The 14,168-nt window shown below is 59.0% G+C and carries 19 protein-coding genes; 10 read left to right on the top strand and 9 right to left on the bottom strand.

Translation table 11 applies throughout. The features are described from left to right. Positions 1-15 precede the first annotated feature (15 nt). Genes HYPMC_RS19910 through HYPMC_RS19880 form a run of 7 tightly spaced genes read left to right on the top strand, consistent with a single transcriptional unit; the run spans position 16 to position 5,971 of the window. Positions 16-2,211 (top strand): chemotaxis protein CheA, encoded by a 2,196-nt coding sequence (locus HYPMC_RS19910; protein WP_013949909.1) that lies wholly within the window; start codon positions 16-18, stop codon positions 2,209-2,211. Between the two features lie 5 nt (positions 2,212-2,216). Beyond that, a complete protein-coding gene (locus HYPMC_RS19905; RefSeq protein ID WP_013949908.1) occupies positions 2,217-2,684 on the top strand; it encodes a chemotaxis protein CheW in 468 nt (155 codons plus the stop codon). After that, on the top strand, positions 2,681-3,571 hold the full coding sequence (locus HYPMC_RS19900) for a protein-glutamate O-methyltransferase CheR (RefSeq protein WP_013949907.1): 891 nt from the start codon (positions 2,681-2,683) through the stop codon (positions 3,569-3,571). The genes HYPMC_RS19905 and HYPMC_RS19900 overlap by 4 nt, the downstream gene beginning before the upstream one ends. Further along, entirely contained in the window at positions 3,568-4,611 is a 1,044-nt protein-coding gene (locus tag HYPMC_RS19895) for a chemotaxis response regulator protein-glutamate methylesterase (protein WP_013949906.1), read from the top strand. The genes HYPMC_RS19900 and HYPMC_RS19895 overlap by 4 nt, the downstream gene beginning before the upstream one ends. 12 nt (positions 4,612-4,623) lie before the next feature. After that, positions 4,624-5,013 carry a response regulator gene (locus HYPMC_RS19890; protein ID WP_013949905.1) on the top strand — a complete coding sequence of 130 codons (390 nt, stop codon included), beginning with the start codon at positions 4,624-4,626 and terminating at the stop codon, positions 5,011-5,013. After that, positions 5,010-5,552: a chemotaxis protein CheD gene (locus HYPMC_RS19885; protein ID WP_013949904.1), complete on the top strand. Its 543-nt coding sequence runs from the start codon at positions 5,010-5,012 to the stop codon at positions 5,550-5,552. Before HYPMC_RS19890 ends, HYPMC_RS19885 begins: the two co-directional genes overlap by 4 nt. Before the next feature lie 23 nt (positions 5,553-5,575). Beyond that, a complete protein-coding gene (locus HYPMC_RS19880; RefSeq protein ID WP_013949903.1) occupies positions 5,576-5,971 on the top strand; it encodes a hypothetical protein in 396 nt (131 codons plus the stop codon). Between the two features lies 1 nt (position 5,972). Here the strand turns inward: HYPMC_RS19880 and HYPMC_RS19875 are convergent, their stop codons facing one another. The 9 genes from HYPMC_RS19875 to HYPMC_RS24375 form a co-directional block, all read right to left on the bottom strand. Next, positions 5,973-6,530 (bottom strand): hypothetical protein, encoded by a 558-nt coding sequence (locus HYPMC_RS19875; protein WP_013949902.1) that lies wholly within the window; start codon positions 6,528-6,530, stop codon positions 5,973-5,975. After that, positions 6,527-6,982, bottom strand: coding sequence for a hypothetical protein (locus tag HYPMC_RS19870; RefSeq protein ID WP_013949901.1), 456 nt, complete (start codon positions 6,980-6,982; stop codon positions 6,527-6,529). Before HYPMC_RS19870 ends, HYPMC_RS19875 begins: the two co-directional genes overlap by 4 nt. Next, on the bottom strand, positions 6,979-7,470 hold the full coding sequence (locus tag HYPMC_RS19865; RefSeq protein ID WP_013949900.1) for a hypothetical protein: 492 nt from the start codon (positions 7,468-7,470) through the stop codon (positions 6,979-6,981). Before HYPMC_RS19865 ends, HYPMC_RS19870 begins: the two co-directional genes overlap by 4 nt. 2 nt (positions 7,471-7,472) lie before the next feature. Next, a complete protein-coding gene (locus HYPMC_RS19860; RefSeq protein WP_013949899.1) occupies positions 7,473-7,835 on the bottom strand; it encodes a rod-binding protein in 363 nt (120 codons plus the stop codon). A 30-nt stretch (positions 7,836-7,865) separates the two neighbouring features. Then, entirely contained in the window at positions 7,866-8,282 is a 417-nt protein-coding gene (locus tag HYPMC_RS19855; RefSeq protein WP_013949898.1) for a hypothetical protein, read from the bottom strand. After that, positions 8,275-9,039 carry a flagellar biosynthetic protein FliR gene (locus tag HYPMC_RS19850; RefSeq protein WP_013949897.1) on the bottom strand — a complete coding sequence of 255 codons (765 nt, stop codon included), beginning with the start codon at positions 9,037-9,039 and terminating at the stop codon, positions 8,275-8,277. Before HYPMC_RS19850 ends, HYPMC_RS19855 begins: the two co-directional genes overlap by 8 nt. Beyond that, complete coding sequence (flhA, locus tag HYPMC_RS19845) at positions 9,036-11,132, bottom strand: flagellar biosynthesis protein FlhA (RefSeq protein ID WP_013949896.1); 2,097 nt, start codon at positions 11,130-11,132, stop codon at positions 9,036-9,038. Before flhA ends, HYPMC_RS19850 begins: the two co-directional genes overlap by 4 nt. A 184-nt stretch (positions 11,133-11,316) precedes the next feature. Further along, complete coding sequence (locus tag HYPMC_RS19840; protein ID WP_371199600.1) at positions 11,317-12,714, bottom strand: UDP-glucose/GDP-mannose dehydrogenase family protein; 1,398 nt, start codon at positions 12,712-12,714, stop codon at positions 11,317-11,319. A gap of 96 nt (positions 12,715-12,810) precedes the next feature. Then, on the bottom strand, positions 12,811-13,005 hold the full coding sequence (locus HYPMC_RS24375) for a hypothetical protein (protein WP_157135480.1): 195 nt from the start codon (positions 13,003-13,005) through the stop codon (positions 12,811-12,813). Between the two features lie 229 nt (positions 13,006-13,234). On the opposite strand from HYPMC_RS24375, the gene HYPMC_RS23905 reads away from it, so the two are divergent. From HYPMC_RS23905 to HYPMC_RS19830, 3 genes are all read left to right on the top strand, one after another. Beyond that, positions 13,235-13,462: a hypothetical protein gene (locus tag HYPMC_RS23905; protein ID WP_013949893.1), complete on the top strand. Its 228-nt coding sequence runs from the start codon at positions 13,235-13,237 to the stop codon at positions 13,460-13,462. Next, a complete protein-coding gene (locus tag HYPMC_RS19835; protein ID WP_024276532.1) occupies positions 13,459-13,641 on the top strand; it encodes a hypothetical protein in 183 nt (60 codons plus the stop codon). Before HYPMC_RS23905 ends, HYPMC_RS19835 begins: the two co-directional genes overlap by 4 nt. 246 nt (positions 13,642-13,887) lie before the next feature. Continuing rightward, positions 13,888-14,148, top strand: a complete 261-nt coding sequence (locus HYPMC_RS19830) for a hypothetical protein (RefSeq protein ID WP_013949892.1) — start codon at positions 13,888-13,890, stop codon at positions 14,146-14,148. Positions 14,149-14,168 lie beyond the last annotated feature (20 nt).

Here is a 14,168-nt window from a genome sequence, read left to right as displayed (position 1 = left end):
TAAAAGAGAAGTGCAATGACCGTCGATACGATGGCCGCTATCCGCCAGACTTTCTTCCAGGAGTGCGAGGAGCAACTCTCCGAAATGGAGACCGGCCTGCTCGCTATGGACGAGGGCAATGCGGATTCAGAAACAGTCAATGCCGTCTTTCGGGCGGTACATTCGATCAAGGGCGGTGCCGGCGCATTCAAGCTGACTGCGCTCGTACAGTTCGCACACACGTTTGAAACGGCACTCGATCACGTTCGCAGTGGTAAGCTGGCGCCGACGGCGGATGTGATGAAGCCGATGCTCCGTGCCGCCGATGTCCTGGCCGATCTTGTGGAAGCTTCGCGCGACGGCAGAGACATCGACGAATCGTCGTATGCGGCAGTCGCTGCCGAGGTCAAGGCGCTGACGGCCGCCAACGAAGAAGAGGACGTTGAAGAAGTCATAGACTTCCAGCCGTCGGTTATCGCTTTCGAGATGCCGGCGATAGCGACAGAGCCGGAAGCTCCGCCGCTGCACGAATATCGCATTCGGTTTGTGCCGCGCCCCGAGCTTTATGCCAATGGCAACGAAGCGGCGCTCATCATTCGGGAATTATCCCGTCTCGGCAGCATCGAAGTTTCGTGCGATGCAACGGTCGTTCCCGACCTCGAAACCATCGAGGCCGAAGGCGCCTATCTCGCCTGGAATATCAAGCTTTCATCGCATGAACCCATCGAGGCCGTTCGCGAAGTCTTCGAATTTGTGGACGGCGAAGCGGAAATCAACATCGAGACGGATGGTCAGCCCGGCGTTTCCGACGCCGACATAGCTGCGCTGCTCGCCAAGGCGCTTGGAAGCTCATCCGCACCGGAAGCTGAAGCGTCCGCCGCGGAAATACCGGACGCGGGATTCAAAGCCGCTGTGCCGCAATCGGAACTGCAAGCAAACACGCCTGCAGAGCCGGTCGCCGCGCCTGAACCTGCTCCTCAGGCCGCGCAGGCGACGGAAACCCCAAAAGCGGCTGCCGTTCCGGCCCAGACCACGATCCGAGTCGAGTTCGACCGCGTCGATCGCCTGATCAATCTCGTTGGCGAGCTCGTGATCAATCAGGCGATGCTGTCGCAACGCGTGGTCGAGGCAAACCTCGCAGGATCGTCGTCGATCGTCATCGGCCTTGAGGAGCTCGAGCAGCTGACGCGCGAAATCCAGGAAAGCGTAATGGCGATCCGCGCTCAGCCGGTGAAGCCGTTGTTCCAGCGCATGTCGCGCATTGTTCGCGAAGTAGCGGATGCGACCGGCAAGGAGGTTCGCCTCAAGACGGAGGGCGAAGCCACTGAGGTCGACAAGACGGTTGTCGAGCGACTCGCCGAGCCTCTGACGCACATGATCCGCAACGCGGTGGATCACGGCATTGAATCGCCGGAAGCCCGCATTGCTGCGGGGAAGCCGCCAGAAGGAACCATTCGCTTGAGCGCGGCACATCGCTCGGGCCGGATCGTGATCGAAATATCCGACGATGGTGCCGGTATCGACCGTCCGAAGGTGCGTGCCTCGGCAATCAAGAAGGGCTTGATATCGCCTGACGTGCAACTGTCCGATAACGACATCGACAATCTGCTGTTCTTGCCGGGCTTCTCGACCGCCGCAACCATATCGAGCATTTCCGGTCGTGGTGTCGGCATGGACGTGGTCAAGCGTTCGATCGTTGCGCTTGGCGGGCGCATCGCCATTTCTTCGCGGCCGGGACAAGGTTCGACCTTCTCAATGAGTTTGCCGCTGACGCTGGCGGTCCTCGACGGCATGGCCGTCTCTGTTGCCGGTCAGACGCTCGTCGTGCCGCTCACCGCCATCGTCGAGACGTTGAAGCCGAAGAAGGCCGAGCTTCACGGACTTGGCAAAGACGGCCGGGTGATGTCGATCCGGAACACGTTCGTTCCTCTCATCGACGTAGGCACCCAGCTCGGATTTCGCGATACGCCGGCCGATCCCGAAAACAGTGTCGCGATCCTGGTCGAAACCGACGGCGGCACGCGCAATGCTCTTCTCGTCGATTCGATCCAGGATCAACGCCAGGTCGTCATCAAAAGCCTTGAGACGAACTATGGGACGGTTGCTGGAATCGCAGCTGCAACCATTCTCGGAGACGGCCGCGTCGCGCTCATTCTCGATGTGGACGCCTTGCTTACCAGCTCGTTCGATAACCTTCGAAGCGATGATCTGCGCTACGGGACAGGAGGATAACAACCATGCAAGACGGAAGCTCCCCCGCCAACAACGTCAATCGCGAGTTCGTCGCGTTTCGCGTCGGCGATCAGGAATTCTGTATCGACATTATGGGCGTGCGCGAAATTCGGGGCTGGACGCAGGCCACGCCGCTGCCCCATGCGCCGCCCTATGTTCGCGGCGTCATCAATCTGCGCGGCGCGGTATTGCCGATCGTCGATCTCGCGATGCGCTTCGGACTGGGCCTGACCGAACCTACGCCCCGGAGTGTCATCATTGTCGTTCAAGTCCACCAGCAGGTCATCGGTCTTCTCGTTGACGCCGTGTCGGATATCCTAACGGTCTCCGAAGCTGCAATGCAGCCGACACCGGATATCGCTTCGGGCCTTGCAAAGACGTTTGTGAAGGGCGTGTATCCTGTTGACGGGCGCATGATCAGCATCGTGGCATTGGATTGTGTTCTGCCAATCAGCGAAAAGGCTGCTGCATGACGCCGGAGCCGCGAGGATCTTCTGCGGCGCCGTCAGGCGCCCTCGTGACGGGAGAGTTTGCATTTTCCGATGCAAACTTCCGCGAGATCGCGCGCATCGCCAAGGAAGAAGCGGGTATCGACCTGCCGCAGTCGAAGGCAACCCTCGTTTATTCGCGTCTGGCCAAGCGTCTGCGCGCCCTCGGCATCTCGACATTTTCCGACTATTGCGCCGCTGTTCGTGAAAATGACGACGAGCGCAACAGCATGATCGCTGCGCTAACGACCAACGTCACGCGATTCTTCCGCGAACCCCATCATTTCGAGCATCTCCGCGCTCAAATCATCGCGCCACTGGCCGATGCCGCGCGCCGCGGCAAACGCGTTCGGCTATGGTCGGCGGCCTGCTCCAGTGGCCAGGAACCCTATTCGATGGCTCTGACGGTGCTATCCGTGCTCCCGGAGGCCGCGTCTCTCGATATCCGTATTCTGGCGACCGATCTTAATCCGCACGTCGTAGCTCGTGGTAAGACGGCTTGCTATCAGAAAGAAGAACTGCAGGACATTCCGTCTAACCTTCGGAGCAAGTGGTTCGAAGCGGCGCCTGGTGGCGATAACAGCATCATGCGCGTCGCAGAGGAAGCACGCTCGCTCGTGTCGTTCCGCGAACTCAATCTGATGGGGTCGTGGCCGTTTCACGGACCGTTCGACGCGATCTTCTGTCGAAACGTCGTGATCTATTTCGATCGCGAAACGCAAAGCGCGATCTGGGGACGATTGGCGCGCATGTTGCGAGACGATGGCGCACTTTACATCGGTCATTCCGAACGTGTCGCAGGCCCTGCCGCCGCAGTGCTGATGGCTGACGGCATCACGACCTATCGTAAGAAAGGCGGCAAGACGTCATGAAGAAAGTAAAAGTCCTTGTGGTCGACGATTCATCGACGATGCGAGGGCTAATCGCAACGGCGTTGACCAAAGATCCCGATATCGAAGTCGTCGGGCAGGCTGAAGATCCAATTCAGGCGCGTCAGGCCATCAAAGCGCTCAATCCTGACGTCATCACGCTCGATGTCGAGATGCCTAACATGAACGGTCTCGATTTTCTCGAGAAGATCATGCGTCTGCGGCCGATGCCGGTGATCATGGTCTCGACGCTGACGGGCCGAGGCGCCGATGAGACGATTCAGGCCCTCGAAATCGGCGCCGTCGATTGTATCGAGAAGCCGCGTCCCGGCAACGAGCACAGCTTCGAGGAGCTTCCGTACAAGGTCAAGATCGCGGCGTCAGCGCGTGTCCGTCCGCTCGTCAAATCGGACATCCATGCGCCGGAGGCTTCAAATGCCCGTGCGCCGCATGAGTCCTATCAACCCGATGGCCGCATCGTCGCCATCGGTGCTTCGACGGGCGGCGTCGAAGCGCTCATGGCGCTCCTTTCCCAGTTTCCTGAAAATTGTCCGCCGACCGTCATCACGCAGCATATGCCGCCGACGTTCACGCGCAGCTTTGCAATGCGACTCGACAGGCAGTGTGCGCCGAAAGTTCAAGAAGCGACCGACCGGGCTAAGCTTCTTCCCGGACACGTTTTCCTTGCACCGGGCGGTACGCAGCACCTTGAAATCACGGCGGACCTTCGCTGCCGATTGAAGACTGCCGACCGCGTCAACGGTCACTGCCCATCGGTTGACGTTCTTTTTCAGTCTGTTGCGAAGGCCTGCAAAGCCAACGCAATTGGCGTCATCCTGACCGGCATGGGTAAAGACGGCGCCGCCGGCCTGCTCTCGATGCGCCAGGCAGGCGCAAAGACCTACGGACAAAGCGAGGCCAGCTGCATCGTCTACGGCATGCCCAAAGCCGCTTTTGAAATGGGCGCCGTGGAAAGGCAACTCCCGCTCGATAAATTGGCTTCGGCCATCATTGTAGAAACGTCCAAGTACAAGAATCACTAGGAGGCCTTCACTATGCCTGCAATGCAGCAATTATCGATTCTGGTTGTCGACGATACGTCGGTCAGCCGAGCGCTTCTGACGGACGGACTCGATCAGATCGGATTGAAGTCGTTCAAGGTTGCGAAGGATGGCGAAGAAGGCCTGAAGATGATGATGACGGCACCCTGCCATCTCGTTATCTCAGACTTCAACATGCCGAAAATCGATGGCATTCAGCTTCTTCGCGCGCTCCGCCAGCATGCCCCAACAAGCAAGGTTGGCTTCATTCTAGTGACGGGCAAAGGCGACAAAGCGCTGATTGATGAAGGCAAGAAGTGGGGGCTCAACAACTTTCTCGCAAAGCCCTTTTCGGTCCCGCAATTGAAGACCTGCATCGAGGCCGTGGTTGGTAAGCTGACATGACTACCGCGTCCACGGCGGAAAAGCGGGTCCACATCATCCAGGGCGAGTTCTTCGTCACTGACGACCGCAATGTGATGGTGACGACGATCCTTGGATCGTGTGTGGCGGCGTGCATTCGCGATCCGCTGGCGGGTGTCGGTGGGATCAATCACTTTCTGCTGCCGGGCGAGCTTGGGAGCACGCAGCAGGCCGAACGCATGGGCGTCCATCTTATGGAGCTGCTCGTGAACGGACTGCTGAAAGCCGGCGCACGACGCGATCGCCTCGAAGCCAAGGTGTTCGGTGGGGCACGAACAGTGCGATCACGCTCCGACATCGGCAAGAACAACGCCGACTTCGCGATGCGCTTTCTCAAGGCCGAAGGCATCACCTACGTCGGCGGCAGCACTGGAGGTGCGCAGGGGCGGAGAATTCAGTATTGGCCGGTTTCCGGCCGCGCGCGGCAAATCCTGCTGACTGGGCCGACGGAGATCGAACGGCCGGTGAAACTGCCGGTTGCCTCGCTCGTCGACAATGCTGGCGAACTCGAACTTTTTTAGTGGCACTAAGCTGGGGGATGAAAATGAACAACCACAATGGCGGACTCCAGCAGTCTGTGAACGTGCCCGTTCCCGATGTTCTGCGCACGACGTCCGACGAAGTGCGGATGCTCGCTGGCTCGGCTGCGGATCTTCAGAATTTGATTGGCAATCTCGTCGTCGCCGGCGCATTCGGCGGTTCGCAGTCCATTTACGAACTGCAAAATCTGGACCGGCTTTGCCAGAACCTCGACGCCATTGCCGATTTTCTGAATGGCCTTTCGGAAAGCGCGCTGCCCGCCTGGAAAGTCGATGTCGCAAGCGCCGCCAAGACGATCAAGCTCGCTGATGTCGCCCAGCGGTTGACGGGACAGACGGCCGGTAGCCAGAACGCGACCGGCGATTTTGACGATTTCGATAGCTGGCCGATGCCGCGTTGAGCTAGGCGCCGACGAATTCCCGGGCAGCGTCAAGCGAGGCGAAGCGGCGACGCCCGACGAGCGTGTCGATCTCGATCGAACCGTCGCCGTATTCAAGAAATTCGCGTCCTGCGAGCTGGCCGCCAACAACAGCTTTGGGCGGCGACGGCAGGGGCGGCGGTGTCGGCATTGGCATCGGCGACATGCGAGGCGGTTCGAGGGCCGGTGCCCTCCGAGGCGTTGCGCTAACCTTCGTCAGCGAACGGCCGCGCTCGAGAACCGGGAGAATTTTCATCGAAACGGCAGCGATCAAGATGCTCTGCACGATCGCAAGCGCCATCAATCGGTGAATCCAGATTTCCGGCGAATCGGACCGAAGAGCCGAGCAGCCGATAATAAAGATGCCAACCGAAAGCGCGCCAAGTCCGGCAAAAACAGAGAATGCGGCGAGAGTGCCGCGCCGTCGAACCGATTGCGGTTTGATCCCAAGCTCGACGTCGCGCGTGAGACGGACTTTGAGTTCGGCAGCAGACTTCCGGAAAACGGCATCGAAGCCGAAATCAGTATCAATGGCTGTCATAGTTTTCTCATCATGTCTTGTTTGGAGAGATAGGCCCAACTATCAATCATTACGTCTTTAACGACATCGCGCCCCATGCGCTTGTTCGCGCCGGCGGCCACGTTGTTGGCGAGGTCGTTGATCACTTGTTTGCGCCCGCTCTTCATGTCTTCCGGCGCTTTCTCGTAGATTTGTCGGAATGCTTCGTCCGCCACGAAGGCCTCAGGCTGCACCGTGCTGATCTTCAAGAGGCTTGTGTCGGCGAGGAATTGCAGGCGCGTCACGATGTAACCAAGGACCTCGCCGTTCGACAGCAACGGCACGCTGACCATGCGCGTGCGCATCATTTGATATTGGCCTTGCTCGGTGTTCGTGCTCGCGGCCTTTGCCGCAGCCTTCCACGACATCGCGCCATAAAGGCCGCCGATTGTCGACAGACAGGTGATGAGTGCAAGGACCAGCGATCGGATCACGGGCTACTCCGCATCGGTCCGATATTGCGCGTATATGTGCCATCCGATTCGGCGTTCTGGATCGCATCGGACAGCATTGCCGTGATTTCTTTAACGGCATCAAGATGCAGGCGGATCTTCCGAAGATTGACGGCGAGCTTGCCGCGAAAGACCTGCAATCGCAATTCAAGATCTTCATTGATGTCGTCGCTTTTCAAGCGCCGCATCGCATGATTGAGATCCACGAGGCCCTGGCTCTTGCGATCGTTTGATGTCTTGAGGTCGAAATTGGGCGCCTTGTCGAGGGCGACCGTCTCTTCTTCGACATACCCTTCGATGCGATTAAGTACTGCAAAGACGACGGCGCGTGCGGCGTCGGCATCGTGCATCGGCGGCTGATGTTGTGGCGCATTGCGCCGGTCGCCCCGGGCCTGGTTATTCGTGCGGGCCGCGCCGCCAGCCGGAAACTGAGAAGAGCCGGCTTTATCATTTGCAATGAGCGTGCCCATATCTACTTTCCTTTCGAGCCATCAGGCTCGTGCTTCATTATCATTTGAGCAATTCCGATCGTCCCCGATTTGGACAGCGTCGTCGCCATATGGTCTGCCAGCATGGAACGCCATATCGAACCCGCAGTGCCTTCCCCAAACAACGCTTCGGAATCCTTCGGCAGCCATTCCTCAAGCATCTGTCGGAGATAGAGCGCCTCGAATTGCTGGCCCACTTCCTTGAGCTTTTTCTGCCGTGCGTCGTTCGGCGGGACTTGGGTCGACGAAGTCGCAGTCTGGCCATTGTTCGCCGACGTCAGCCGAACGCTCTGTTTCGCGGCCCAAATAGCCTGATCTGCTGCTGAAACGGGTGGGATGCTCGACATAAAATCATCGTTGGAATGTGTGCGACGGTATCAGGTTGAACGCGGAGACTTACACCGGCCTTGCGCGGCGAGCGATTGCTGGAATTCGAGCAAAGCTTCGAGGTCTTTTTGTTCGGATTTGCGTTCTTCTTCGGCGCGAACATCGGCAAGTAACTCAGATGCGCCGTGGGTGCGGCCAGCCGCTTGCGCATAGCGGCGGACGGCAGCCTCGTGCTCCCTCGCGAGGCGCTGCAGGCGCCGGTCCATATTGCCGATGCTACGCGACATGAGTGCCAGGAACGGTTCGGTTTCGGGCGTCGGATTGGCGACCCGCGCCAGCAAAGCGTCCTGCGCCGAGCGCAAATCGTTGACCTGCCGCGCTAACTCGCCGACCTTGGCTCGCTCTGTCGTCTCGAGATCGCGAAAGAGATCAACGAGACGGCGTACTTTGCTCGATGATCTAGCCATATTGACCGATATTCTGGATAGCTTGAGAGACGAGGGATGCGAAAATTTCCAATACGGATTTGTCGATCTGCAGAAGAATAACGAGACCACCGAGCAGGACGAACGGCGTAGACACGAAGTAGATCGGGATCTGCGGCACCATCTTGTTCAGGAAGCCGAAAGCCAAATTGACCGTGATCGAATAGACGACGAGTGCCGCGCTGAGCTGAATCGTGAGGCGGAAGGCCGTATCGATATTCGAGACGATCAATTGCAGGTTGGGGGGCGAGGCAATCGCCGTGCCGACTTTGAGCCCGACATATGAGTTCTGCAGCATGCGAATGACGTTGATGTGCTGGTCCGTCATAAAGAACAGAGCCACGGCCGGCATCGTCACCATTGAGCTGAAGGGTGACGAGGGATCGTTGTTGTCGACGGAATGCGAGAAGATCGAGCCATAGCCCGCAAGGTTTGCCATCGCCGTCGCCGCAAACTCGAGCGCTAGGAATAGAACGCGCACAAGGAAGCCCAGAAGAATGCCGGTCAGAGTTTCGATGCCGATCAACGAAAGGAGATTGCCGGACGTTTCCGTCGCGGCCGGCTGGACCACGTCAAACACCAAGGGCGTTATCGCAAGCGCGACAGCGATCGCCGCGAAGAGACGAAGCTGCACTGGAATGCGCTCGCTCGAAATGCCGGGCAAGACCATGAAACAAGCGCCGACACGGCAGAATACGATAAACGGAACGAGCAGCGTTTGATGCGTCAGTTCCGTCATGAGATCGCGCCGAGCGACTGGATCTGGACGCCCCGGCTGATTTCCAAATGCGAAAGAACAGGCAGCGTGCCGTAGAGGCGCTCGGTAACGGTATGAACATATGGACGCGTTTCGGCCGCGGTCACGAGCACGAATTGATGTCCGGCATCCATGAGCGGCTGTACGACGCGAGCCAAATCTGTTCCAAATTGCTCGATCAGACGCGGCTCGATATCGAATTCGACGACTTCGCCTTTGGCGTCGCGCTTCAATGCCTGATGGAACGCGAGTTCCCATTTGTTCCCAAGGCGCACGACCTTGAGATAGTTGCCTTCGCTGAGATCGCCGCAAATCTGCGTCGAAAGCCGCATGCGAACATGCTCGGAGATCTGCTCGGCCTTGCGCGTAAACGGCGCGATCTCGGCGACGGCTTCGAGGATGAGATGCAGATTCCGGATCGAAACGCGTTCGGCGAGGAGCATTTTAAGAACGCTCTGCAGTCCGGAATATGAGATTTGCGTCGGGCAGATTTCATCGAGCAGCTTGCGATATTCCGGATCGAGGCGCTCGAGCAGCGCCCGGAGATCACGATATGAGAACAGCTGCGCGAGGCTGTTGCGGATGACTTCCGCCACGTGCGTCAGCAACACCGATGTATTTTCAACCGGCACGAAGCCATCGCGTTTAAGCGCGTTGGTGAATATATCCGGAATCCAGAAGGCCTTCATGCCGAACGCCGGTTCGCGCGTCTCGTCACCTGGGGCTTCCGGCTTCGGACCATCGCCGACGACGACAAGCACGTCGCCGAGACGAAGCTCGGCGCTTGCGACGACCGTGCCGTGAACTTTGATCTGATAGCTTTTCGTCGGCACAGACAGGTCTTCCGAGAGACGGATTTCCGGAACGACGAACCCATATTGCTTCGCGAACTTCCGACGCATCTTGGCGACGCGCTGCGGCAGGTCGCCGGTCGGACGCATAAGAACCGTTGAGATTTGCTTGCCAAAGCAGATCTCGATTTCGGTGGTCTTGAGCTGATCCCGGATGGATTGCCTCGATTGCTCATCGGCCGACGGGACCTGTGCAGCGTCTTTCGCCTGCTCCGCAGTGCGCTCCGCGGCTGCTTTCTGTCGTAGCTGCCCCACGCTGATAAAGGTAAGCAGACCACCGATGGCTGCAAACGGCAGCAGCGGCAGACCTGGCGCCAACGCGAGGATGGACATGACGCCGCCAGCCACCATCAGCGCGCGCGGATAGTTGCCGAGCTGGCTGACGATGACGCCTTCTGTCGATCCCTGTGTCGCGCCTTTTGAGACCAGAAGGCCGGCCGCGAGCGAAACGATGAGAGCCGGCATCTGCGTGACGAGGCCGTCGCCGACGGACAACTTGACGAAGGTATCGACGGCGTTTTCAAACGGCATGTCGTGTTGCGTTATGCCGATGATGATACCGCCGAAGATATTGACGGCCGTAATGATGAGGCCAGCGATGGCATCACCGCGCACGAACTTCGAAGCGCCGTCCATGGCGCCAAAAAACTGGCTTTCCTCTTCCAGTTCCTTGCGTCGGCGGATGGCTTCTTTTTCGTCGATCGAGCCAGACGACAAGTCGGCGTCGACGGCCATCTGCTTGCCGGGCAGCGAGTCGAGGGTGAAACGAGCGCCGACTTCGGCGATACGCGTTGCGCCCTTGGTGATGACGACGAAATTCACCGTTACCAGAATGATGAAGACGATGATGCCGATAACGAAATTGCCGCCCATGACGAACTGAGCGAAACCGGCGATCACGTGTCCGGCCGCGCCCGGCCCCTCGGCGCCCTGCGAAAGAATAAGCCGGGTCGTCGCAACGTTGAGCGACAATCGCAGCAGCGTCGCGATAAGAAGAATCGTCGGAAACGCCGAGAACTCCAGCGGACGTCGTATCCACAACGAAACCATCAAGATGACAATGGCCAGCGCAATCGAAAGCGCCAACCCCAGGTCCATCATGAAGGCAGGGAGCGGCAGAAAGAGAATGGTCAGGATGCCGACGATGCCGACAGCCAGGCCGGCATCGCGCTGACCCAAGCCTAAATCGATGCCACCCTGAGCAGCGGTTTTCGTCGCAGCCATGAAAAGAGACCCCTCGCGCTTTGGGGCGAGCTTCCTACCCGAAGCTTGCGCGAGGTCGTCATCGGATCACGGACAGCGGAGAAAAATACAAAAATTCCGGAAATTCCGGCCGCGTCAATGGGATGACTCAGCCGATCGCGGAGAGTGACATCCGCAACTCAAGGCGCGTCGGACGCCGGGGCGCCTATTTTGCGGCTTGTGCGGAATGCAGGTCCGCAGACAGCGGTCGCGGCTGCGGTTCGGATATCTCGGCTGCGGCGTTCCCTCGGCCGATGCCGGAATAATTGAAGCCGAGGCTACGCGCCGTTTCGGCGTCGATCGCGTTTCTGAGGTCAACGATGGTATTGCCGGTCATGCGCGCTTTGATGGCCTCAAGATTGAGTGCGCGGTACTCGTTCCATTCGGTGACGACCACCAGGATGTCGGCGCCTTCGGCCGCCTCGTTCGCGTTCTCACACCAGGTGATGCCCGGAAGCAGAGGCTCCGCTTGGCGGCGTCCTTGCGGATCGCACGCTCTGATCGTTGCGCCACGCTCCTGCAACATCGGCACGATGACAAGGCTTGGTGCATCGCGCATGTCGTCGGTATTGGGTTTGAACGTCAGCCCAAGCACCGCAATCGTCTTGCCGCGCACTGATCCACCGGCGGATTCCTCGATACGGATGGCCATCGCCAGCTTGCGCTCATGATTGACACGTTCGACCTGCTCGATGATGGAGACCGGCGCCTTGAATTCCCGCGCAGTTCGGATCAACGCCGAGACGTCTTTCGGGAAGCAGGACCCGCCATAACCCGGCCCCGGATGCAGGAACTTATCGCCAATGCGACGGTCCTTGCCGATAGCCGATGCAACCTCCTGCACGTCGGCTCCCACGCTCTCGCACAGATCGGCAATTTCGTTGATGAAGCTGATCTTGAGCGCCAGGAAGGCGTTCGCCGCGTATTTCGCGAGTTCAGCCGATTCGCGTTCGACGAACATGACGGACGAACCCCGCAGCGCCAGAGGCTTATAGAGGCGTCCCATAACCTCGCGCGCACGCTCGTCGTCGGTCCCGACCAGAACGCGATCGGGATGTGTGAAGTCCTGGATCGCCGATCCCTCGCGCAAGAATTCCGGATTGGAGCAGACGGCCACGTCGGCGTCCGGCCGCTTGGCTTTGAGACGCCGTTCGATTTCGCGACTCGTTCCGACGGGCACCGTCGATTTCGTCGTCACGACAGTGAAGTCTTGAAGGTACGGCGCTGCTTCCTCGACGGCCGTGAAGACATAGGAGAGATCGGCGTATCCGTCGCCCCGGCGCATCGGCGTGCCGACAGCCAGAAAGACGACATCGGCGTCGGCGACAGCCGGACCCAGCTTGTCCGTAAATAGCAGGCGTCCGGCCTTGATATTTCGCTCCATGAGATCATCGAGGCCGGGTTCATAGATCGGGGAGCGCCCAGCTTTGAGATCTGCCAGCCGGTCCGGATCTTTGTCGACGCAGGTGACCGTCCAGCCGAAATCGGAAAAGCACGCCGCCGAAACAAGACCGACGTAGCCCGCTCCAATCATACAGATCTTCATAGTCGCAATCCCTCGTATCCCACAGGGACGATATTCCACCAAACGGCGAACACCGCCAGCCTATATTTCCGGCTAACGGGCTGCATTCTGACGGGTTGGTAAAACCGCGCTATATCATTGCGTTATGACGCCAAGCTCGATGCTGAAAAAAAGTCGCAAGCTCCGTGCATGGCGCTTATTCATCGGCACGGTTCTAAGCAATGCACGTCTTCTTATTTGATCCGGCGTGCCGAACAGCGTCTTATGGCTCTTGCGGGCACGATTGGCGTGCTCGCCGCGGTGATTTCGATGAGACTTGCGCCGCGTCATCAAACGCTAAGCTCCACGACGCACTCGTGGGCTCCGCCACTGGAGACCGCTATGAAACAGACGAACCTTGACTGTCTTTCTCCTCGCGAAACGACGATGAACGTCGGTTGTCGGATGAGCTGTTGTCTCTGCCGCTGTTGAGCGCGCAAAACCGCTCCGAAACCTGCGTTTTTATTCCCCAATCGCAATCGTTCAGAGGACGCTGGCCACTGCCGGCGCACAAAAAGACATGTCAAAATCATACGTCATCGAAGTTGGAGACGATCAAGCCGGTCTAGTCATTCGCGAGGACGGAGAACGCGAATACCTCTTTCACTCAGCTTTGGCGGCATACGACGCCCTTGAGGGACGCCGCTTCGCCAATCCGTTTCTGGCAGAAAGAGCAGCTATCGCGCACGCATCGGCCCGGCGCCAGTTTCGAGGCCGGGCAGCTGCTGCGAGAGGTGTCGGGCTATGACGGAAAAGCGATATCGCATCGTTGCACCAGAGCATGAGCAAGATTTCTCGCGCCACCGGCCGGGAACTCGCGTTCGTGGCAACGAAAGGCCCTCGTTGATCGTCGCAGCGTCACGCGATGAACCGTTGCCGGAGCCCCTGTCCGAACTCGCGCCCGTCGGCCCATCGCCCGATTTCTAGGCGGATTCTGAAGCTCGGACCGTAATGTTTTTTCGCTCCCTGGACCTGATCGCTGTTTCCGCGAACAGGACTTGAGACCGGCGGTGCCAACTCGGCGCTGCCGGTCTCCTTTTCTCCGAGTTGAGATCAACCGCGACCAGACGTCGTCTGCGCGGCCATATCGTCCCGGCCGTCATTGACTGGTATCAACCCCTTCCTGGCGGCGCGGGTGTTAGCTGCAGGCTGGTGAAGCCTGGGAGGGGAATCATGGACGATCATTTCTGGCCTTCGATGTATCCGGGCCTGATTGTGGGCATTCTCTACGGTTTGTCGCTTCGCGGCGTGTCCAACACTGTTATCGCAGCGATCGGCGGCGTTATCGGCGCGGCGATCGCCTACGAAGGGCTTTTGGCTGCCAACTTGAATGACGGCTTGCCCGGTGTGATCGGCCTTTGTGCAGCGGCCTTTGTTGGCGCCTACTTGTCGACCACTGCTGTGCGCCGCATGGCCAACCCGCCGAAATCATAAATCTTGCAGCGCGCAGACTG

The organism is Hyphomicrobium sp. MC1, assembly GCF_000253295.1.
Lineage (GTDB): Bacteria > Pseudomonadota > Alphaproteobacteria > Rhizobiales > Hyphomicrobiaceae > Hyphomicrobium_B.
This window is presented reverse-complemented; position numbering and strand designations above follow the sequence as displayed.

Bases quoted from the DNA above. Each gene is read 5' to 3' on its own strand.
- HYPMC_RS19910 (WP_013949909.1), top strand. From the start codon at position 16: ATGACCGTCGATACGATGGCCGCTATCCGCCAGACTTTCTTCCAGGAG.
- HYPMC_RS19905 (WP_013949908.1), top strand. From the start codon at position 2,217: ATGCAAGACGGAAGCTCCCCCGCCAACAACGTCAATCGCGAGTTCGTC.
- HYPMC_RS19900 (WP_013949907.1), top strand. From the start codon at position 2,681: ATGACGCCGGAGCCGCGAGGATCTTCTGCGGCGCCGTCAGGCGCCCTC.
- HYPMC_RS19895 (WP_013949906.1), top strand. From the start codon at position 3,568: ATGAAGAAAGTAAAAGTCCTTGTGGTCGACGATTCATCGACGATGCGA.
- HYPMC_RS19890 (WP_013949905.1), top strand. From the start codon at position 4,624: ATGCCTGCAATGCAGCAATTATCGATTCTGGTTGTCGACGATACGTCG.
- HYPMC_RS19885 (WP_013949904.1), top strand. From the start codon at position 5,010: ATGACTACCGCGTCCACGGCGGAAAAGCGGGTCCACATCATCCAGGGC.
- HYPMC_RS19880 (WP_013949903.1), top strand. From the start codon at position 5,576: ATGAACAACCACAATGGCGGACTCCAGCAGTCTGTGAACGTGCCCGTT.
- HYPMC_RS19875 (WP_013949902.1), bottom strand. From the start codon at position 6,530: ATGACAGCCATTGATACTGATTTCGGCTTCGATGCCGTTTTCCGGAAG.
- HYPMC_RS19865 (WP_013949900.1), bottom strand. From the start codon at position 7,470: ATGGGCACGCTCATTGCAAATGATAAAGCCGGCTCTTCTCAGTTTCCG.
- HYPMC_RS19860 (WP_013949899.1), bottom strand. From the start codon at position 7,835: ATGTCGAGCATCCCACCCGTTTCAGCAGCAGATCAGGCTATTTGGGCC.
- HYPMC_RS19855 (WP_013949898.1), bottom strand. From the start codon at position 8,282: ATGGCTAGATCATCGAGCAAAGTACGCCGTCTCGTTGATCTCTTTCGC.
- HYPMC_RS19850 (WP_013949897.1), bottom strand. From the start codon at position 9,039: ATGACGGAACTGACGCATCAAACGCTGCTCGTTCCGTTTATCGTATTC.
- flhA (WP_013949896.1), bottom strand. From the start codon at position 11,132: ATGGCTGCGACGAAAACCGCTGCTCAGGGTGGCATCGATTTAGGCTTG.
- HYPMC_RS24375 (WP_157135480.1), bottom strand. From the start codon at position 13,005: ATGACGCGGCGCAAGTCTCATCGAAATCACCGCGGCGAGCACGCCAAT.
- HYPMC_RS23905 (WP_013949893.1), top strand. From the start codon at position 13,235: ATGTCAAAATCATACGTCATCGAAGTTGGAGACGATCAAGCCGGTCTA.
- HYPMC_RS19835 (WP_024276532.1), top strand. From the start codon at position 13,459: ATGACGGAAAAGCGATATCGCATCGTTGCACCAGAGCATGAGCAAGAT.
- HYPMC_RS19830 (WP_013949892.1), top strand. From the start codon at position 13,888: ATGGACGATCATTTCTGGCCTTCGATGTATCCGGGCCTGATTGTGGGC.